General features: G+C 66.4%; 18 protein-coding genes. 6 read left to right on the top strand and 12 right to left on the bottom strand.

Annotation, left to right across the window (positions count from 1 at the left end):
• Positions 1-64: 64 nt before the first annotated feature.
• From HV701_RS19810 to pmbA, 11 genes are all read right to left on the bottom strand, one after another.
• The gene (locus tag HV701_RS19810; RefSeq protein WP_175134727.1) at positions 65-838 is read right to left on the bottom strand and encodes a DUF6776 family protein; all 774 of its coding nucleotides are present in this window, start codon (positions 836-838) and stop codon (positions 65-67) included.
• A 40-nt stretch (positions 839-878) separates the two neighbouring features.
• Positions 879-1,943, bottom strand: coding sequence for an N-acetyl-gamma-glutamyl-phosphate reductase (gene argC / locus HV701_RS19805; RefSeq protein WP_175134726.1), 1,065 nt, complete (start codon positions 1,941-1,943; stop codon positions 879-881).
• A 190-nt stretch (positions 1,944-2,133) separates the two neighbouring features.
• On the bottom strand, positions 2,134-2,526 hold the full coding sequence (gene rpsI / locus HV701_RS19800; RefSeq protein WP_006388641.1) for a 30S ribosomal protein S9: 393 nt from the start codon (positions 2,524-2,526) through the stop codon (positions 2,134-2,136).
• Positions 2,527-2,535: 9 nt separating this feature from the next.
• Entirely contained in the window at positions 2,536-2,964 is a 429-nt protein-coding gene (gene rplM / locus HV701_RS19795; protein ID WP_006217309.1) for a 50S ribosomal protein L13, read from the bottom strand.
• A 325-nt stretch (positions 2,965-3,289) separates the two neighbouring features.
• Positions 3,290-4,000, bottom strand: a complete 711-nt coding sequence (locus HV701_RS19790) for an ABC transporter ATP-binding protein (RefSeq protein WP_175134725.1) — start codon at positions 3,998-4,000, stop codon at positions 3,290-3,292.
• A complete protein-coding gene (locus HV701_RS19785; RefSeq protein WP_175134724.1) occupies positions 3,997-4,785 on the bottom strand; it encodes an ABC transporter ATP-binding protein in 789 nt (262 codons plus the stop codon). The genes HV701_RS19790 and HV701_RS19785 overlap by 4 nt, the downstream gene beginning before the upstream one ends.
• Positions 4,778-5,644 carry a branched-chain amino acid ABC transporter permease gene (locus tag HV701_RS19780; protein ID WP_175134723.1) on the bottom strand — a complete coding sequence of 289 codons (867 nt, stop codon included), beginning with the start codon at positions 5,642-5,644 and terminating at the stop codon, positions 4,778-4,780. Before HV701_RS19780 ends, HV701_RS19785 begins: the two co-directional genes overlap by 8 nt.
• Before the next feature lie 2 nt (positions 5,645-5,646).
• Complete coding sequence (locus HV701_RS19775; protein ID WP_175134722.1) at positions 5,647-6,528, bottom strand: branched-chain amino acid ABC transporter permease; 882 nt, start codon at positions 6,526-6,528, stop codon at positions 5,647-5,649.
• A 249-nt stretch (positions 6,529-6,777) separates the two neighbouring features.
• Positions 6,778-7,932, bottom strand: a complete 1,155-nt coding sequence (locus HV701_RS19770) for an ABC transporter substrate-binding protein (RefSeq protein ID WP_175134721.1) — start codon at positions 7,930-7,932, stop codon at positions 6,778-6,780.
• Positions 7,933-8,187: 255 nt separating this feature from the next.
• A complete protein-coding gene (locus HV701_RS19765; RefSeq protein WP_175134720.1) occupies positions 8,188-9,339 on the bottom strand; it encodes a TRAP transporter substrate-binding protein in 1,152 nt (383 codons plus the stop codon).
• A gap of 233 nt (positions 9,340-9,572) precedes the next feature.
• The gene (gene pmbA, locus HV701_RS19760) at positions 9,573-10,937 is read right to left on the bottom strand and encodes a metalloprotease PmbA (protein ID WP_175134719.1); all 1,365 of its coding nucleotides are present in this window, start codon (positions 10,935-10,937) and stop codon (positions 9,573-9,575) included.
• A gap of 58 nt (positions 10,938-10,995) precedes the next feature.
• On the opposite strand from pmbA, the gene yjgA reads away from it, so the two are divergent.
• The 6 genes from yjgA to HV701_RS19730 all read left to right on the top strand — a co-directional run bounded on the left by yjgA (position 10,996) and on the right by HV701_RS19730 (position 15,905).
• Complete coding sequence (gene yjgA, locus HV701_RS19755) at positions 10,996-11,544, top strand: ribosome biogenesis factor YjgA (RefSeq protein ID WP_175134718.1); 549 nt, start codon at positions 10,996-10,998, stop codon at positions 11,542-11,544.
• Between the two features lie 11 nt (positions 11,545-11,555).
• Positions 11,556-12,233 (top strand): alpha/beta hydrolase, encoded by a 678-nt coding sequence (locus tag HV701_RS19750; protein ID WP_175134717.1) that lies wholly within the window; start codon positions 11,556-11,558, stop codon positions 12,231-12,233.
• Between the two features lie 301 nt (positions 12,234-12,534).
• A complete protein-coding gene (locus HV701_RS19745; protein WP_175134716.1) occupies positions 12,535-13,554 on the top strand; it encodes an ABC transporter substrate-binding protein in 1,020 nt (339 codons plus the stop codon).
• Positions 13,551-14,363 carry an ABC transporter ATP-binding protein gene (locus HV701_RS19740; RefSeq protein ID WP_175134715.1) on the top strand — a complete coding sequence of 271 codons (813 nt, stop codon included), beginning with the start codon at positions 13,551-13,553 and terminating at the stop codon, positions 14,361-14,363. Before HV701_RS19745 ends, HV701_RS19740 begins: the two co-directional genes overlap by 4 nt.
• Positions 14,364-14,366: 3 nt before the next feature.
• A complete protein-coding gene (locus HV701_RS19735) occupies positions 14,367-15,203 on the top strand; it encodes an ABC transporter permease (RefSeq protein WP_175134714.1) in 837 nt (278 codons plus the stop codon).
• A gap of 9 nt (positions 15,204-15,212) precedes the next feature.
• Positions 15,213-15,905 carry a cysteine hydrolase family protein gene (locus HV701_RS19730; RefSeq protein WP_175134713.1) on the top strand — a complete coding sequence of 231 codons (693 nt, stop codon included), beginning with the start codon at positions 15,213-15,215 and terminating at the stop codon, positions 15,903-15,905.
• A gap of 21 nt (positions 15,906-15,926) precedes the next feature.
• On the opposite strand, the gene HV701_RS19725 is transcribed toward HV701_RS19730, so the two are convergent.
• Positions 15,927-18,368, bottom strand: coding sequence for a bifunctional acetate--CoA ligase family protein/GNAT family N-acetyltransferase (locus HV701_RS19725; RefSeq protein WP_175134712.1), 2,442 nt, complete (start codon positions 18,366-18,368; stop codon positions 15,927-15,929).
• Positions 18,369-18,466 lie beyond the last annotated feature (98 nt).

Here is an 18,466-nt window from a genome sequence, read left to right as displayed (position 1 = left end):
GCCATATTCCGATGAGCGGCTGCGCCACTCGCATGTAGTCACTATAGCGCAGCGCCGCCCGGACTCAAAGTTCGAGCTTGACGCTGCGGGAGGCACGGACCACATCGCCCTCCAGCACGCTGATGGTCACGTTTTCAGGGACGAATCCCTCGGGCAGCGCCAGGATGCCCTGGCTGCGCTGGTACTGGTCGAACTGCAAGGCAAGCGATGCAGTCGCGGCGTTCTCGGCCGTGGCCGGCTCGGAGCCGTTCTCGGCCGTGGCCGGCTCGGAGCCGTTCTCGGCCTTGACCTGCATCGGCGCCAGGTCCACGGTAACGATTTCGCCCTTGAGCATGCCGGTGGCCTGGAACCGCAGCGTGCCGGCAAACGGCGCCGCGCCGCCGCGGCCGCTGCGCATCAGCAGCACCTTGTAGCGCAGGCCGGCGCCATCGCGGTCGATCTGGGCGCCGCGGATGCCCACGGTGCCTTCCGGACCAGGCGGCAGCAACTGTTCGTAAAAGGCCAACTGGTCACGCACGCGGCCGAGTTCGGCCTGCGCGCCATGCAATTGGGTTTCGAGTTCCTGACGCGCCGAGCGCTCGATCACCAGCTCGCCATCGGCGGTATCGAGCTGGCCACGCACGTAACGCAATTGGACCGCCTGCTGACGCATGGCCTCGTCACGCGCCTCGACCTGCGCGACGCTGAGCACCACCGCGTCCACTGGCCGGTAGACCACGCGCGCATAGTAGTAACCCGCCGCCGCGCCCGCCAGCGCCCCCGCCAGCACGCCGGCAGTGACCCGCAAGGCAACGCCGGGGCGGGAAGCGCGAGGGAGGCCGGGAGAATCGTCGGACATGGTGAACGGGCCGGCGGCGGACCGCCAGCCCGACCGCAACTCAGGGCAGGATCGCGACCTGATCCAGGCCGAGGGTTTCGGTGAAGCCGAACATCAGGTTCATGTTCTGCACCGCCTGGCCGGCCGCGCCCTTCACCAGGTTGTCCTGCACCACCATGATGATGAGCTGGTCGCCGCCGCCCGGACGCGACAGCGCGATACGCAGGTTGTTCGAGGCGCGCACCGAGCGCGTCTCGGGCAGGCTGCCGGCGGGCATGACGTCGACGAACGGCTCGTCGGCATAGCGCTGCTCGAACAGAGCCTGGAAGTCGGTGTCGCGCGCCTCGGGCTGGATGCGGGCGTAGAGGGTCGAGTACATGCCGCGGATCATCGGCACCAGATGCGGCACGAAAGTCAGGCCGACCTTGCCGCCAGCGATCTTCTCGAGCTGGGCAACGATTTCCGGATGATGGCGATGGCCAGCCACGCCGTAGGCCTTGAAGTTGTCCGACGCTTCGGAGAACAGCGAGCCGACCTCGGCCTTGCGGCCGGCGCCGGACACGCCCGACTTGCAGTCCGCGATCAGGGTCTGTACGTCGACCAGCTGTTTGCCGCCTTCGAGCAGCGGAGCCAGGCCCAGCAGCACCGTGGTCGGATAGCAACCCGGGTTGCCGATGACGCGCGCCTTGGCGATGGCTTCGCGGTTCAGCTCGACCAGGCCATACTGCGATTCAGCCAGGATGTCGGGGCAGGTATGGGGGATCTTGTACCAGCGCTCGAAGGTAGGCACGTCCTGCAGGCGAAAGTCCGCGGCCAGATCGATGACCTTGGTGCCGGCGGCGATCAGTTCCTGGGCCTGGGCCATGGCCACGCCATGGGGCGTGGCGAAGAACACCACATCGCAGTCGGTCAGCGTGGCCTTTTCCGGCGCGGAAAAGGCGATCCGCACGCGGCCGCGCAGGTTCGGGTACATGTCGGCCACCGGCAGCCCGTCTTCCTTGCGGGACGTGATGGCGGTCAATTCCACATGGGGATGCTGCGACAGCAAGCGCAGCAGTTCGACGCCGGTGTAACCGGTGCCGCCGACGATACCAACCTTGATACGGGAGTTCGATGCTTGGGCCATGATGTGTGCTCTACGTAGAACGAGGCTCGATTGTATCGCTCGGACAACCGGCCTTGCCGCCGCACGCTTGAAAGCGCGCGGCGACCGGAGTCCGACCGGACGAAGCCCGCGGAGTTCCGCGGGCCTGGATCGGGGCCGGGGCCCCGGAATGTAAAAAAAGCCCGCACGAGGCGGGCTTTTTTCGCAGCGATTAACGCTTGCTGAACTGCTTGCGACGGCGCGCCTTGCGGAAGCCGACCTTCTTGCGTTCGACTTCGCGGGCATCGCGGGTCACAAAGCCAGCTTGCGACAGCGCGGGCTTCAGGGTCGCGTCGTAGTCGATCAGGGCACGCGTGATGCCGTGACGGACTGCGCCGGCCTGGCCGGTTTCACCGCCGCCGTGCACGTTGACCTTGATGTCGAACGATTCCAGGTGGCCGGTCAGTTCCAGCGGCTGGCGCACGACCATGCGGCCGGTTTCACGAGCGAAGAACTCGTCGACGGGCTTGCCGTTGACGACGATCTTGCCGGTGCCTTTCTTGATGAAAACGCGAGCCACCGAAGTTTTGCGACGGCCGGTTCCGTAGTTCCAGTTACCGATCATGGCGTTTCCTTAGATATCCAGCGTCTTGGGCTGCTGGGCGGTGTGCGGGTGCTCGGCACCGGCATAGACCTTCAGCTTCTTGATCATGGCGTAGCCCAGAGGACCCTTGGGCAGCATGCCCTTGACGGCCTTCTGAATGGCGCGACCGGGAAAACGCTCTTGCATCTTCTCGAAGTTCGTTTCGCGGATACCGCCCGGGTACGTGGTGTGGCGGAAGTACTTCTTGTCCTTCGCCTTGGTACCGGTGACGACGATATCGGAAGCGTTGATGATGACGATGTAATCGCCGGTATCAACGTGCGGCGTGAATTCAGGTTTGTGCTTGCCACGCAGACGACGTGCGACTTCGCTGGCCACACGACCGAGGACTTTGCCCTTGGCGTCGATCACAAACCAGTCACGTTGGACTTCATGCGGCTTGGCCACAAAGGTCTTCATGATGGTTCCTAGATATGAAAAATGGTCTCCGGCTGGACGATCCAGCCAGGTTTTTCCCTCAACTAGACGGCGGAACCCGCGTCTTCCCAGAAACTGGGTTTCAGCCGACTCCGTCATCCCTATCGACGTCCCGCCTAAGCGTTATTACCCGCCCGTGCAATGGTCAAAATGAGGGAAAGCCCGAAATTCTACCACGGATGCTCAAAAATTGGGCAAGCATAGGGAGATCCAGGCAAACCGACTGCCGTACCCTGGCGGGCGGCTGTCGCATTCTTAAAAAGGGACGCAATCATGACCTCTCGGCCATGCCTGCGCCCCCGTCGAATCAAGCGCCCAGGTAGGCTTCCAGCACCCGCGGGTGGCCCAGCAGCCCGCGACCGGTACCCGACAGCGCCATGGCGCCATTCTCCAGCACATAGCCGTGTTGCGCGATCTTGAGCGCCTGGCGCACATTCTGCTCCACCAGGAACAGCGTCAGGCCGTCGGCATTGATCGCCCGCAGCGAGCGGAAAATTTCCTGCACCACGATCGGCGCCAGGCCCATCGACGGCTCGTCCAGCAGCAGCAGGCGCGGCTTGGCCATCAGGGCGCGGCCGATCGCCAGCATCTGCTGCTCGCCGCCGGAGAGGTTGCCGGCGATGCCGGTGATCCGCTCTTTCAGGCGCGGGAACAGATTGAAGACATATTCCAGGTCCGAGTCGACATTCTTCAGGCCGCGGCGGTAGGCGCCCAGCTCGAGGTTCTCCAGCACGGTCATGGTGGTGAGGATGGCCCGGCCTTCCGGCACCTGCACGATGCCGCGCGCCACCAGTTGGTGCGGCGCCAGGTTGGTGACGTCCTCGCCTTCGAACAGGATCTTGCCGCGCGCCTTGGGCAGCAGGCCCGACAGCGCCAGCAGCGTGGTCGATTTGCCGGCGCCGTTGGCGCCGACCAGGGCGGTGATTTCCTTGGCTTGCAGGTCCAGGTCGATGCCGCGGACGGCTTCGATGTGGCCGTAGTTGACCTCGAGTCCGCGGACTTCCAGCATCGTGCTCATTGTGCGGCCTCCGCGTTTTCGGTGTCGTCGTCGTCTTCGCGGCCCAGGTAGGCCTCGATGACCTGCTCGTTGTTGCGGATCTCTTCGGGCCCGCCGCAAGCGATGATCTTGCCGAAGTTCAGCACCGCGATGCGCTCGCACAGCCCCATCACGAAGCGCATGTCGTGCTCGATCATGAGGATCGTGTAGCCGCGGTCGCGGATCGCCAGAATCTCGCGCATCAGCTCGGCGCGCTCGCCGGTGTTCATGCCGGCGACCGGCTCGTCCAGCAACAGCAGCTTGGGCTCGGTGGCCAGCGCGCGCGCCAGCTCCAGGCGGCGCTGTTCGCCGTAGGACAGGTTGTCGGCCAGGTCATTGGCCTTGTGGTCCAGCCGCATCCAGGTCAGCAGCTCGTGGGCGCGCTCGCGGGCGCGCTTTTCGTGCTCGCGGTAACCCGGCAGACCCAGCAGCAGGCTGGGAAAGCCGTAATTCATGTGGCGGTAGGCGCCCACCACCACGTTTTCCAGCAGCGTCATCTCCTTGAAGAGACGGATGTTCTGGAAGGTGCGGGCGATGCCCATGCGGGTGATGGCATGCGGCTTCCTGCGCAGCAGGCTTTCACCATTAAAGGTGATGCTGCCGCCGCTGGGCGGCAGCAGGCCGGTGATCAGGTTGAACACCGTGGTCTTGCCGGCGCCGTTGGGGCCGATCAGGCCGAAGATCGCGCCTTCGGGCACCGACAGGCTGACGTCATGCAGCACGTGCAGGCCGCCAAAGCTCTTGGAAACGGAGGTCAGCTCAAGCATGGCGCTTGCCTCCTTGACGCATCCAGCGCTTGAAGCGCGCCGGATCCCAGATGCCTTGCGGCAGGAACAGCACAATCACCACCAGGATCACTCCGTTGATGACCAGGCGGAAATCCGCGAAACCGCGCAGCAGTTCGGGCAGCACGGTAATGATGAAGCTGCCCAGCACGGGACCGGCCAGACCGCCGATGCCGCCCAGGATGGCCATGGTCAGGATTTCCACGCCCCGGTCAAAGCCGTATTCGTTGGGGCCGATGAAGAACGTCAGGTGGGCATTCAGCGCGCCGGCCAGGCCGGCGATCATCGCGCCCGCCACGAAGGCCAGCATCTTGTTGGCGCGCACGTCGATGCCCATCAGGCCGGCCGCGGTTTCGTCGCCGCGGATGGCCTCGAAGGCTCGGCCGATCTTGGACGCGCGCACGCGCCACAGCACCACCAGGACGATGACCAAGGCCAGGATGACATGCCACCACTGGGTCAGTTGCGGGATGCCGTTGAGGCCGAGCGCGCCGCCGGTGAGCGACTCGGTGTTCAGCACCGTCACGCGCACCACCTCGCCAAAGCCCAGCGTGGCCATGGCCAGGTAGACCCCGGACAGGCGCAAGGTCGGCAAGCCGATCAGCGCCGCCACCAGGGCCGGCGCCGCCATGCCGCCGGCCAGCGCGACCGGAAACGAGACGTCGTAGTTCATGGTGAGCAACGCCGCGGCGTACGCGCCGATGCCCATGAAGGCCGCATTGGCCATGGCCAGCATGCCGCAGGCAAGCGTCAGCCAGATGGAGAGGGCCAGCAGGGCGTTGGTGCCGAGGGTCAGCACCAGGTTGCCATAGATGGCCCAGAAATTTTCGAATCCGCTCATACTCAAGCCTTGCGTTGAACCACTTTGCCGAACAGACCCTGCGGACGCACCAGCAGAATCAGGAACAGCAGGCCGAATGCCACCGCGTCGCGCATGGTGGAGCCGATATAGGCCACCGACAGCACTTCGGCGAAGCCCAGGAACAGCCCGCCCAGCATGGCGCCGCGAATGTCGCCCATGCCGCCCAGGATGATGACCGCGATGCCCTTGTGCAGCATCGGCTGGCCCATCAGCGGGAACAGCGCGTTCGAGTACAGGCCGATCAGCACGCCCGCGACCCCGCCCAGGGCGGCCGCGGCGAACGAGGTGGTGATGAAGAGCTTTTCGACGTTGATGCCCAGCAGCCAGGCGGCCTTGGGCGATTCGGCGATGGCGCGCAGGGCGCGGCCGAATTGGGTGCGCCGCATGACGAACATCAGCAGCGCCATGAGCGCGAACGACAGGAAGATGATGCCCAGTTCGATCACGGTCAGGTGCAGGCCGGCGATCTCGATCACATCCTCGGGGACGGTGCCGTGCGGGAACCGCATGTTGCCCGCGCCGAAGATGCCTTGCGCGCCGTTGTTCAGGATGATGCCGACGCCGATCGTGGCGATCATGGGGATCAGGTGCGGCGCATTGCGCTTGCGCAGCGGCTTGAGCACCAGGTAGTCGATGATGACCCCGGTGAAACCGGCGACGAAAAATGCCACCATCAGGGCCGCCCACAGGGGCAGGCCGAAATGCTGCACCACGGAGAGCGCCGCGTAGGCTCCCACCATGAAGACGGCGCCATGCGCGAGGTTGATGACCCCGAGCACGCCGAATACCAGCGTGAAGCCCAGCGCGAACAGTGCGTACACACAGCCCAACGACAAGGCGTTAACGAATTGTTGTTCCAACATGATGGGACATATTCCAAATCAAAAAAGAGCCTCCACGCCGCGCCCCCCGCGTGGACTTGCCGCTCGCCAGGCTCGGCTTCGGGACCCGGGGCAGGCCTGTGTAAGGCCTTCCACGCCGCGCATTGCGTGGACCTGCCGCCCTGAGAGAGCCGTTCTATTCCTGGGGAGTCCTACGATAAAAAGCGCCTTGCGGACCGCGGCCAGCCGCCGTCCGCAAGGCGCATCCCCCCGCGCGGGGATGCCGACTGCTTACTTCTCGATGACGTACTTGCCGTCCTTGGTCACGCTGACGATCGGTGCCTGGTCGGCGTCATAGCCAGCGGGCTTGCCGGCGCGGTCCTTGGCCTGGCGGAACTTGAACGGGCCGGTGGCGCCGCTCCATTGCACCGAGGGCAGCGCATCGCGCAGGGCGGCGCGGTCCTTGGCCAGTTCACCGGTCAGCTTGGTGTTCTTCAGGGCCTGGGCCACGATGTGCATGGCGTCATACGACTGGGCCGCGAACTGGTCGGGCGCGCCGTTGAACTTGGCCTTGTAGGCGTCGATGAACTTGACGTTCGCGGGGGCCTTGTTCTCGATCGACCACGGGCTGCCGATCCACAGGTTGTTCGACGCGCCGCCGGGGGCCAGGTCGAAGATCTTGACCGAGTTCATGCCGTTGCCGCCGATGACGGGCACGTTCAGGCCCAGTTGGCGGGCCTGCACCATGATCGGGGCGCCTTCGGCCAGCAGCGCCGACAGCACGATGGCGTCGGGGTTGGTGCCCTTGATCTTGGTGAGCTGGGCCTTGAAGTCGACGTCGCCCTTGGCAAAGGTTTCGGTCGTGGTGACCGGAATCTTCTGGTCTTCCAGGGCCTTCTTGAAGTTGTCGTAGCCGCTCTTGGTGAAGACGTCGTCGTTGCCGTAGAGCACCGCCACGTTCTTCAGGCCGGTCTTGGCCTTGACGGTGGCAATGGTGGCCGGCAGCACGTCGGCTTCGGTGACCGAATTGCGGAACACGTAGTTGCCGATGGAGGTGATGCCGTCGGCGGTGTTGGAGGTGCCGAAGGCGACCGTCTTGGCAGCCTGGGCGATCGGGTCGGCGGCTTGGGCCGAGTTCGACAGCGTCGGACCGAAGACCATCAGGACGTTGTCCTTGAAGATCAGCTTCTTGAAGACGTTGATCGCTTCTTCTTTCTTGCCCTGCTCGTCTTCGACCACCAGCACGATCTTGTTGCCGTTGATTCCGCCGGCGGCATTGATTTCGTCGGCCGCCAGTTGGAAACCATTGCGGATCGACACGCCGTATTGCGCGGCGCCGCCGGACAGGGCTTCGGCCACGCCCAACTTGATGTCAGCCGCATGGGCGGCCGGGACGATACCGGCAGCGATCAGCGCGGCCAGCAGCTTCTTGGTCTTGGATTGCATGGTTGATACCACCTTAAAGTCTGTCTCGGAATGTTGGTTATCCAGGCCGGGATGTACCCGCCGGATTGACGTCCAATGGCGCGTGAAGGCGTCACGTTTGCGCGTCAAGACCCGGGATATTACTCCTTTGTATCAGGCCGAAACTCGAATGCCGTTCAACAAAAGGAGCAAAACCGCCCATTTTTTTGTAAAAAACACGGGGTTGTCAGCGAAAACCCCACCTCCTACCGAATGCCATTCGGCACCCGGGCCTGCTCACCCCCGCGCCGACAACGCCACGCCCAGATACTGGTCGTAGGCGCCTTGCGTCAGGCGGAACCAGGGCATCGCGTGGTCGCGCCAGCCCATGTAGTTGTCGTGGATTTCCTTGAACTTCGGATCTTTCTCGCCCAGCGCCGCGTAGACCTGCTCGGCGGCCTCGAAGGCGGCGTCCATGACCGAGCGCGGCAGGGCGCGCACCTGGGCGCCGGCGGCGACCAACTGGGCCAGCGCCGCCGGATTGCGGGCGGCATAGGCCGCAGTGGTGCGGGTATGCGCGGCCAGGGCGGCGGCCTCGAGCGCCGCCTGGTAGTGCTTGGGCAACTTGGCCCAGGCCTCTTCATTGATATAGAGCGACAGCTGTTCACTGGGGGCCCACCAGCTCGGGCCGTAATAGAACTTCGCGGTCTTGTTCAGGCCCAGTTTGGCGTCGTCGTAGGCGCCCGCCCCGGCCACGGCGTCCGGGCCGGCGGGCGCGGCGCCCGCTTCCGGCTTGCCGTCCTGGGATGCCCTGGCGGCCCCGGCCTGCTTGGCGGCCTCTGCCTGCGCCGCCGATTCGGCCCCCTGCGGCGCCACGCCCAGACGCGCCAGCACCTGCGCCGCCAGGCCGTCGACGCGCATCTTCAGGTCTTTCAGGTCGGTGGCGCGCTTGATTTCGCGGTTGGACCACAGGCCCATCTGCGGCCCGGTGTTGCCCAGGGGGAAGTTGAGGATCTTGTGCGCCTTGAACAGCTCGCGCGTCAGGCGCAGGCCGTCGCCCTCGAGCATCCAGGCGTCCATCGAACCGGTGTCGAGCCCGAATGGCACGGCGGAATCGAAGCAGAAGGCGGGATTCTTGGCGAAACAGGCGGCCGAGGAGACGTGGGCGCATTCCACCTTGGCGGCGCCGACGGCATCCAGCAGTTCGGCCGCGGACGCGATTGCGCCGTCAGCCTGCGGGCGGATGCTGAATTTGCCGCCGGTGGCATCGGCGACGAACTTGCAGAACATCTCGCCGGCGCCAGTACGCAGATCCAGCGCGGCGGGAAAGCCGGACGCCAGGCGCCAACTGATGGAGGGCGAGTCCTGGGCCAGGGCGGGCGCGCTGACCGCCGCCCCCGCCGCCATGGTCCCCAGGCCCGCCTGCTTCAGGAATGAACGTCGTTGCATCTCTTTGCTCCTCTACACCGATACGCGTTCGAGCAATACCCGCCGGATATTACACGTTGCAAATGGGCCTGACGGCTAGAGGAATTCCCAAGCGATAAAGGATTGCAAAGACGGGCTGGGTGCCGTGGCCGGCGCGAAGCGCCGCGACCGGCCCCGGCCGCGCCAATGAAAACGCCCGCCCCGTGGGCCGAAGGCCCCGCGTGGGCGGGCGACATGGCGCGGGCGCGGAGCAATCAGGTGCCGGCGATCGCCATCTGCTCGATCAGGATCGAGCCGGTGGTCTTGGTGCCGCGCGAGATGGTATCGGCGCCCACCGCGACGATCTGGCGGAACATGTCCGACAGGTTGCCTGCAATGGTGACTTCCTGCACCGCGTGCTGGATCTGGCCGTTTTCGACCCAGTAGCCGAAAGCGCCGCGCGAGTAGTCGCCGGTGACGTAGTTCACGCCCTGGCCGATCAGTTCGGTGACCAGGAAGCCCGTGCCCATCTTCTTGAGCATGGCTTCGAAATCGTCGCCGCGGCGCGTCAGCGTGGAACTGAAGACCAGGTTGTGCGAGCCGCCGGCGTTGCCGGTGGTCTGCATGCCGAGCTTGCGCGCGGTGTAGGAGGACAGGAAATAGCCTTCCAGCACGCCGGCCGACACCACGTTGCGCTTGCGCGTGCGCACGCCTTCGTCGTCGAACGGCGAGCTGCCCATGGCGCCGCGGATGTGCGGGTCCTCGGTCAGGTTGATGTGTTCGGGGAAGATCGGCTTGCCCAGCGCATCGAGCAGGAAGCTGGCCTTGCGGTACAGCGCGCCGCCGTTGGCGGCCTGCGTCAGGGCGCCGACCAGGCCGAGCGCCAGCGGCGCCTCGAACAGCACCGGGAACTTGCCGGTGCGGATGCGGCGCGCCGACAGGCGCGACAGGGTGCGTTCGGCGGCGTAGCGGCCGACGGCCTCGGGCGTGGCCAGCTTGGCCGGGTCGCGCTCGGAGGTATACCAGTAGTCGCGCTGCATGCCGTTGCCGCGGCCGGCGATGGGCGCCACCGACAGGCTGTGGCGCGAATACGGGTAGCCGCCCAGGAAGCCACGGGTGTTGCCCATGACGAACTGGCCTTCATAGGTGCCGACCGTGGCGCCGTCGGTATTGGTGATGCGGGCATCGACCTCGCGCGCGGCGCGTTCGGCGCGCAGCGCCAGCTCGGCGGCTTCCTCGGTGGAGACCGCCCAGGCGCGGTGCAGATCGAGGTCGGGGAATTCGGTGGCCAACTGGTCGGCGTCGGGCAGGCCGGCGGCCGGATCGGCGGCGGTGTGGCGGGCGATGTGCCAGGCGGCTTCGACCGTCTGGCGCAGCGCGGCTTCGGAGAAGTCGGAGGTCGAGGCGGAGCCGCGGCTCTGGCCGGCGTAGACCGTCAGGTCGAGCGAGCGGTCGCGGGTCTGTTCGACGGTTTCGATGTCGTTCTTGCGCACCGATACCGACAGGCCCAGGCTTTCGGAAACTTCGGCCGCGGCGTCCGAGGCGCCGATCTGGCGCGCGTAGGCCAGGGTTTGCTCGACGAGTTCGGAAAAACGCGCGTGATTGGCCGCCAGCGGCAAGGAGGAGGAGGATTTGACCATTGCTGTCCAATTTGCAGAGACGGTTATCATAGCCAAGTCTGTCATTGCGCAGTTTTCCATGAATTCCCACATCGAAGAAGAACCCACCGACGGCTACGACGAGAACGGCTACGATCGTCCCAGCAAGTCGCAGATCAAGCGCGAAATGCATGCGCTGCTGGATCTCGGCAAGCAACTGATCGAACTGTCCCCCGAACGCCTCAAGCAACTGCCCCTGGCCGAGCGTCTCTACGAGGCGATCCGCGAGGCGCAGCGCACCACCAGCCGCGAAGGCCGGCGCCGTCAGACCCATTTCGTGGGCAAGCTGATGCGCGACGCCCCCGCCGACGAGATCCGCGCCCAGCTCGACGTCTGGGAAAACGGCTCGCGCGAGGAAACCGCGGCCATGCATCGCCTGGAAACCCTGCGTGACCGCCTGCTCGACGATGACGAGGCGCTGACCAAGCTGCTGAACGACAATCCGCAGGCGGACGTGCAGCAATTGCGCTCGGTGATCCGCGCCGCGCGCAAGGAAAAGCTGGCCAATGCCGCCCTGCTGCAAGGGCAGGAGCCGCAGAAGAAGCATTACCGCGCCCTGTTCCAGGCGCTCAAGACCCTCAACCACTGATGCCGCCGTCCATGAACGCCCCGACCGACCTGCTCGATTGCATCGAGATCGAAACCGCCTCGAATCCCACGCACGCCGTGATCTGGCTGCACGGCCTGGGCGCCGACGGCAACGACTTCGCGCCGATCGTGCCGGAACTGGACCTGCCGGCCGACCTCGGCGTGCGTTTCGTGTTTCCCAACGCCCCGGTGCAGCCCGTCACCATCAACAATGGCATGGCGATGCGTTCCTGGTACGACATCCTGGTGATGGACCTGGTGCGGGTGGAAGACGCCAAGGGCATCCGCGCCTCGGAAGCGGCGATCCACAAGTTGATCGCGCGCGAGAATGCGCGCGGCATCCCGACCGCGAACATCGTGCTGGCGGGCTTCTCGCAAGGCTGCGCCATGACGCTGCACACGGGCTTGCGCCTGCAGGACAAGCTGGCCGGCATGATGGGCCTGTCGGGCTACCTGCCGCTACTGGACAGCGCCGAGGCCGAGCGCGCGCCAGCCAACCAGCGCACGCCGATCTTTCTGGCTCACGGCCTGTACGACCCAGTGGTAGCGCTGCCGCGCGCCGAGGCCTCGCGGGCCGAACTGGAACGCCTGGGCTATGACGTGCGCTGGCACACCTACCCCATGCCGCACTCGGTCTGCGCCGAGGAAGTGGCCGATATCTCGCGCTTCCTGCAGCAGGTACTGGCCTGAAACCGGCAGCGCCCTCCGCCCTGCCCGCCCGTCACGCCGCTTGACGGGCTGATTCCCCCTTTTTGTATACCAAGTGGTATCCCAGCTTCGGGTTCTCCGAGGCAGGACGGCGCTCGCTCATAGAGAAAACACCAATCCCCAAAAGTCTTGTGGCCTGTTTGTATTGAATATAGTATTCGATCCAAGCCGTATCGGCCCGGGCCACCCAAGTTCGGGCTTCCCTGTTGTTGCAGTCGCTCCATCCCCATTTGGCCGTGTCGCGCCGGGTCCGGCGAGGCATATAGACGCAGGAGAAAGTCCCGTGAAATCCTTGTCATCGCCCCGCCGGGCAGCCGTTGCGCTGCTCGCTACGCTCAGCGCCGCGTTCGCCCCTCTCGCCAGCCATGGCCAGGCCCTGAATCCCCCCGTCAAAGTGCGCTACGAAGAAGTGGTGCGCTCCATCCTCTATGTGCCCAAGTATGTCGCCCTGTCGCAGGGCTACTTCAAGGACGCCGGGCTGGACGTATCCATGAAAACCTCGCAAGGCACGGACAAGGGCATGACCGCCCTGCTCTCGGGCAGCGCCGACATCGTGCTGATCGGCCCCGAGGCCTCGATCTACGTGCAGAACAGCGAATCGCCGGTCAAGCCGAAGATCTTCGCCGGCCTGACCGCCACGGACGGCTTTTTCCTGCTGGCGCGCAAGCCGGTCGAGAAATTCGACTGGAACATGCTCAAGGGCAAGGCAGTGATCGGCTTTCGCCCCGGCTCGAACCCGGTCGTGTTCTTGGAAACGGCGCTGCGCAAGCACGGCCTGGACCCGCAAAAGGACGTCAAGCTGCTCAACAATATCGGCATCCCGGCGCGCGCCGGCGCCTGGATGGCCGGCCAGGGCGACTACGGCATATTCCTGGAGCCCGAGGCCGGCGAGCTGGTGCGCAACGGCAAGGGATATATCGTGGCCTCGGTCGGCCACGAAGTCGGCCAGGTGGACTACACAGTATTCACCGCCACCGACAAATACATCCACGACAATCCCAAGGTCATCCAGGCCTGGACCAACGTGGTGGCACGCGCCGAAAAGTACGTGCAGGACACGCCGGCGGCCACGCTGGCGCCGCAGATCATGGCCTATTTCCCCGGCATGGACGCGGCCGCGGTGACCGAGGCCATCGAGCGCTACAAGCGGTACCGGATCTGGAAGACGTCGCCGCTGGTGACGGCCGACGCCATGAACCGGCTGCAGGACATGCTGGTGGCCAGCGCGGTCATGAAGGACAGCGCCCGCGTCAAGTACGAGGACGTGGTGGTGGCGGACTTCGCCAGGAAGGTGCCGCAATGAACGCCGTCGTCCATAACCTGAAGCCGGACGCGGCCACCGCCAAGATCGAGCTGCGCGATGTCTGCCTGAGCTATTTCACGCCGGAAGGCGAGACCGAAGCCCTGTCCAAGGTGTCGTTCACGCTGGCGCCAGGCGAATTCGTCAGCCTGATCGGCCAGAGCGGCTGTGGCAAGAGCACATTGCTGTCGCTGATCGCGGGGCTGATCACCCCCACGTCAGGCGCCGTGATGATCGATGGCCAGGCGGTCACCGAACCGAATCCGCGTATCGGCTACATGCTGCAGCAGGACTATCTGTTCGAGTGGCGCAGCATCCTGGAAAACGTCATGCTGGGCGCCGAGATCCAGGGCCGGCGCGACGCGCGCAGCGAGGCGCGCGCGGTGCACCTGTTGGAAAAATGCGGGCTGGGCGCATTCCTGTCGCACACGCCGCGCCAGCTGTCGGGCGGTATGCGCCAGCGCGCGGCGCTGGCGCGCACGCTGGTCACCGAGCCCGATGTGATCCTGCTGGACGAGCCGTTCTCGGCGCTCGATTCGCAGACCCGGCTGGCGATCTCCGACGAGGTGGTCGATATCCTGCGGCGCGAGGGCAAGACCGTGGTGCTGGTAACGCACGACATCGGCGAAGCCATCGCCATGACCGACCGCGTCATCGTGCTGTCGCGCCGGCCCGGCCGCCTGAAAAGCCAGTATCGCATCCACTACGGGGAAGGCGCGCGGCCGACCCCGTTCCAGGCCCGCTCCCGGCCGGAATTCAATGCCTATTTCAAACAGCTCTGGGACGAGCTGGATGTCCATGTGGAGGGTTGAGCCGTGAACGCACCTGTCGCCAATACCGTGCCGCTGCGCGCCGTGCCCGCGCCCAGCCAGAAGTACCTGGACTATCTGCGGCGCGACCGCGCCCGCCGCCGCCACATCCGCGTCGCCCAGGCGCTGCTGCTGGTGGTGTTCCTGTGCGCCTGGGAAATCCTGCCGCGCATGCACATCCTCAATCCGCTGCTGACCAGCTATCCGAGCGCGCTGTGGCCGACCTTCCTGGAACTGTGGAACCAGGGCAACCTGGCGCATCACATCGCCACCACGCTGTGGGCCACGCTGGTGGGCTTCACCCTGAGCATGGTGATCGGCATCATCGTCGCCGCCGCGCTGTGGTGGTCGGACTTCCTCTACAAGGTGCTGGACCCATTCCTGGTGGTGGCCAACGCGATGCCCAAGATCGCCTTCGTGCCGATTTTCTACCTGTGGCTGGGGTCGGATTACGCGGTCTACGGCATGGCCGTGGCGATCGCGGTGTTCGTGACCATCATGGTGGTGTATGCCGGCTTTCGCGCCATTGACCTGAACAAGGTCAAGCTGGCGCGCACCTTCGGCGCCAGCCGCTGGCAGGTGCTGACCAAGGTGGTGCTGCCGGGCAGCGTGCCGACGCTGATTGCCGCCGTGAAGATGAACATCGGCCTGGCGCTGGTGGGGGTCATCGTCGGTGAATTCCAGTCGGCCGACTCGGGCCTGGGCTTTCTCATCATGAACGGCAGCCAGGTCTTCAAGCTGAACATCGTCATGACCGCCATCACCATGCTGGCGCTGATCTCCAGCGCGATGTATCTGGTGGTGTATCGCATCGAAGCCGCCGTGGCGCGGCGCTACGGATAAGGAACCGCTATGCAGATCCCGCAATGGGTCCAGGACCGCGTCATCGCCCGCCAGGGCTGCCTGCATCCCTATGACACCCTGCCCGGCGCCCGCACCGCGGTGGTGGTAATCGACATGCAGCAGTACTTCACGCTTCCCGGCTACCAAGGCGAATGCGCCGCGGCGCGCGGCATCATCGCGCCAGTCAACCGCCTGTGCGAGGCGGTGCGCGCGGCCGGCGGCACGGTGGTGTGGGTGCAGACCGCCTCCGACAACGCCGACGCCTTCTGGTCGCACCACCATGGCGTGATGCTGACACCCGAGCGCAGCGCGCGGCGCCTGGAAACCCTGCGCCGCGACTCGCCGGGCTTCGCCCTGCATCCCGAACTGCGGCCGGCCGACAGCGATCTGCGCGTGGTCAAGCGCTTCTACAGCGCCATGGCGACGGGCTCGTCGGAACTGGAGCCGCTGCTGCGCGGACGGGGCGTGGATACGCTGCTGATCGCCGGCACGGTCACCAACGTCTGCTGCGAATCGACCGCGCGCGACGCCATGATGCGCGACTTCCGCACCATCATGGTGGACGATGCGCTGGCCGCGGTGACACCGGCCGAACATGAGCACGCGCTGCACGGCTGGCTGCTGTTCTTCGGCGACGTGCTGTCGGTGGACGAAGTGGCGACGCGCCTGCGGCCGGCGCAGGCCGCCCGCAGGACGGCCTGACACATCCGCCGCGGCGCCGGCTCAGGCCAGGTTGAGCCAGACCCGGCGCATGGTCGGGTCTTCCGGGTCCGGATCGTTGGTGAAGCCCAGGCTGGTCATCAGCGCCAGCATCGGCCGGTTGGTCGACAGCACCAGGCCGTCGATGTATTCCAGCCCCTGCTCGCGCGCCGCGTCGATCAGCGCCGTCATCAGCTGGCGGCCCAGGCCGCGCCGCTGCCAGTCGTCGCCGATCACCAGCGCGTATTCGGCGCCACGCCCATCCGGGTTGCGCAGGTAGTGGGCGAAGCCCACCAGCACCTCGTGCGGATGGCCGCGATTGGCGGGATTGGGCACCTGGGTGGCGGCCACCAGCGCCAGTTCGCGGTGATAGTCCACCTGGGTATAGCGCGACACCATGCGCGGGGTCAGCTCGCGCATCATCGATACGAAGCGCATGTAGCGCGAACGCTCCGACAGGCCGCGGATGAAATCCTGCAGCGGCTGGCCGTCCTCGGGACGGATCGGCCGCAGCACCCAGGGGATGCCATCGGCGAAACGGCGCACCTGCACCAGGCGCGCCGGGTACGGATGGATCGCCATGTGCGGATAGCCGGCGGTCTGCGGCGCTTCGCAGCCCGGCTTTTCGGCCAGCGTCAGGCGCAGGCCGCCGGCGCGCAGATGGGTCTCGCCGGCGTAGAGCGGGTCGATATCCAGGGTCTCGATGTCGGGCAGTTCGGACACCATTTCCGACACCAGCACCAGCGCCTGCTGCAGCGCCTCGGCGGCCAGGTGGCCGACGCGCGGCGCCAGCACCCGGCGCCACAGCCGGCTGCGCTCGATCATCTGGCGCGCCAGGAAGCCGTTGAGCGGCGGCAGATCGATTCCCCGATCGGATGGCGACAGCTCCGCGTCCGGCCCGCCGGCGCCGAAACGGATGACCGGCCCGAACTGCGGGTCGCGCCGTACCCGGATCGCCATGGGCCGGGATTCCGGCTCGGCCGCGGCCACGTCCAGCGGCATATCGCGCAGCGGCACATAGAACAGGGACAGCAGCGAGCGGATTTCGGAGGTGGTCAGTTCGCGCCGGCAATCGGCCCGCACCCGCGCCAGGATGTCGCGCGCGGCGGCCAGGTCGGGCACATGGGTGGCGGGTTCGGGAGGCTGGGTCTGCAGCAGCAGTTGCTGGTTGTAGTGGTGCGTCGCCAGCACGCCGAAGGCGTCGGCCGCCGACTCCGGCGTGCGAAAGGCCGACGTGCCGGCATCGTCCAGCATGCGCCGCAGCGGCCGCATGCCGGCATCGCCCATGAAGCAGGTGACCACGGGCTTGCGAGCCTTGGGCGCGATCAGCGCCAGCTCGCGCGCCACTGCGGGCAAGTCGGCCAGGGCGTCGGGCGCCAGCAGCACCAATACGCCGTCCACGCCGGCGTCGTCCAGCACCACGTCGAGCATGGCGCGGATCCGTTCCGGCGTCAGCGGCACATAGGTGATGACCGGATTGGCGCTGGCCGCGTCCGGCTCCAGCATCGCCGCCAGGGCGCGCTGCGTGGCCGGCGCCAGTTCGGCGCGCAGCACGGCCGCTTCGGGGCCGATCAGGTCCATGGCCAACTGGGGCGGCCCGCTGCCGTTGGAGATCAGCGCCACGCGCCGGCCCTTGGGACGGCGCGTGTAGCCCAGAACCTTGACCGCCGAGAACAATTGCACGAAGTAGCGCACCCGCACCGCGCCCGCGCGCCGCAGCGCGGCATCGAAAATGGCGTCGCCGCTGTCGCTGTCGGCGCGCCCGGCCTTGAGCACGATGACCGGCTTGACGCTGGCCGCGGCCCGCAGCGCGCTCATGAATTCGCGCGCCGGGCCGACGTCTTCCAGATACAGCACGATGCTGTCGGTGCGCGGGTCGCTGGCCAGGTAGTCCAGCACCTTGGACAGGCCCACTACCGCCTCGTCGCCCAGCGACACGGCAGTGGAAAAGCCGATGTGCACGTCTTCGGCCCAGTCCATCACGGCGGCCATGATGGAGCGCGACTGCGCCAGCAGCGCCACCCGGCCGGCGCGCGCCAGCACCGGGTGCTGGCTCAGGTTCAGGCCGGCATGCGGGCGTTGCGCGCCGAACGAGCGCGGCCCGAGCAGTTCGCAGCGGTTTTCCTCGGCCCAGGCGCGGCACAGCGCCAGGGTGCCGCGCGGGTAGGGATCGGGCAGCTCGTGCGGCAGCAGAATGACCGCGCGTGGCGCCAGCGGCGACAGCCGGCGCAGGGTCTCGGGCAGCACCGCCGGCGAGACGCAAACCAGGGCCAGATCGGGCCGCTCGCCCGCGGCCAGGCCCTGCAGCGTATCCGGCAGGTCGGGCGCGGCGCCGCTTGCGCAGGCCACCAGGGTGGTTTTGGCCTTGAGCGCGGGCGACAGCGAATTCGCCGCCGGCAGCGGCCGATCGGAGACGATCACCAGCGAACCGGGTTCGAACATCGGGGCAAGAGCGTGTCGCAGCATGGCGGGAACAGGCACTAATCTAAAATAGCGTTCATCGTAACAAGACAACCCCGCCATCCGCTTGATCCGGGCCAGCCCGGCGCCATATCCGTGGCGCC

This window comes from Achromobacter pulmonis (assembly GCF_902859765.1).
Lineage (GTDB): Bacteria > Pseudomonadota > Gammaproteobacteria > Burkholderiales > Burkholderiaceae_B > Achromobacter > Achromobacter pulmonis.
This window is presented reverse-complemented; position numbering and strand designations above follow the sequence as displayed.

Coding starts and splice junctions, on each gene's coding strand:
- HV701_RS19770 (WP_175134721.1), bottom strand. CDS start 7,932: ATGCAATCCAAGACCAAGAAGCTGCTGGCCGCGCTGATCGCTGCCGGT.
- pmbA (WP_175134719.1), bottom strand. CDS start 10,937: ATGGTCAAATCCTCCTCCTCCTTGCCGCTGGCGGCCAATCACGCGCGT.
- HV701_RS19765 (WP_175134720.1), bottom strand. CDS start 9,339: ATGCAACGACGTTCATTCCTGAAGCAGGCGGGCCTGGGGACCATGGCG.
- HV701_RS19740 (WP_175134715.1), top strand. CDS start 13,551: ATGAACGCCGTCGTCCATAACCTGAAGCCGGACGCGGCCACCGCCAAG.
- HV701_RS19790 (WP_175134725.1), bottom strand. CDS start 4,000: ATGAGCACGATGCTGGAAGTCCGCGGACTCGAGGTCAACTACGGCCAC.
- rpsI (WP_006388641.1), bottom strand. CDS start 2,526: ATGATCGGTAACTGGAACTACGGAACCGGCCGTCGCAAAACTTCGGTG.
- HV701_RS19730 (WP_175134713.1), top strand. CDS start 15,213: ATGCAGATCCCGCAATGGGTCCAGGACCGCGTCATCGCCCGCCAGGGC.
- argC (WP_175134726.1), bottom strand. CDS start 1,943: ATGGCCCAAGCATCGAACTCCCGTATCAAGGTTGGTATCGTCGGCGGC.
- HV701_RS19785 (WP_175134724.1), bottom strand. CDS start 4,785: ATGCTTGAGCTGACCTCCGTTTCCAAGAGCTTTGGCGGCCTGCACGTG.
- rplM (WP_006217309.1), bottom strand. CDS start 2,964: ATGAAGACCTTTGTGGCCAAGCCGCATGAAGTCCAACGTGACTGGTTT.
- HV701_RS19750 (WP_175134717.1), top strand. CDS start 11,556: ATGAACGCCCCGACCGACCTGCTCGATTGCATCGAGATCGAAACCGCC.
- HV701_RS19725 (WP_175134712.1), bottom strand. CDS start 18,368: ATGCTGCGACACGCTCTTGCCCCGATGTTCGAACCCGGTTCGCTGGTG.
- HV701_RS19775 (WP_175134722.1), bottom strand. CDS start 6,528: ATGTTGGAACAACAATTCGTTAACGCCTTGTCGTTGGGCTGTGTGTAC.
- HV701_RS19780 (WP_175134723.1), bottom strand. CDS start 5,644: ATGAGCGGATTCGAAAATTTCTGGGCCATCTATGGCAACCTGGTGCTG.
- HV701_RS19810 (WP_175134727.1), bottom strand. CDS start 838: ATGTCCGACGATTCTCCCGGCCTCCCTCGCGCTTCCCGCCCCGGCGTT.
- yjgA (WP_175134718.1), top strand. CDS start 10,996: ATGAATTCCCACATCGAAGAAGAACCCACCGACGGCTACGACGAGAAC.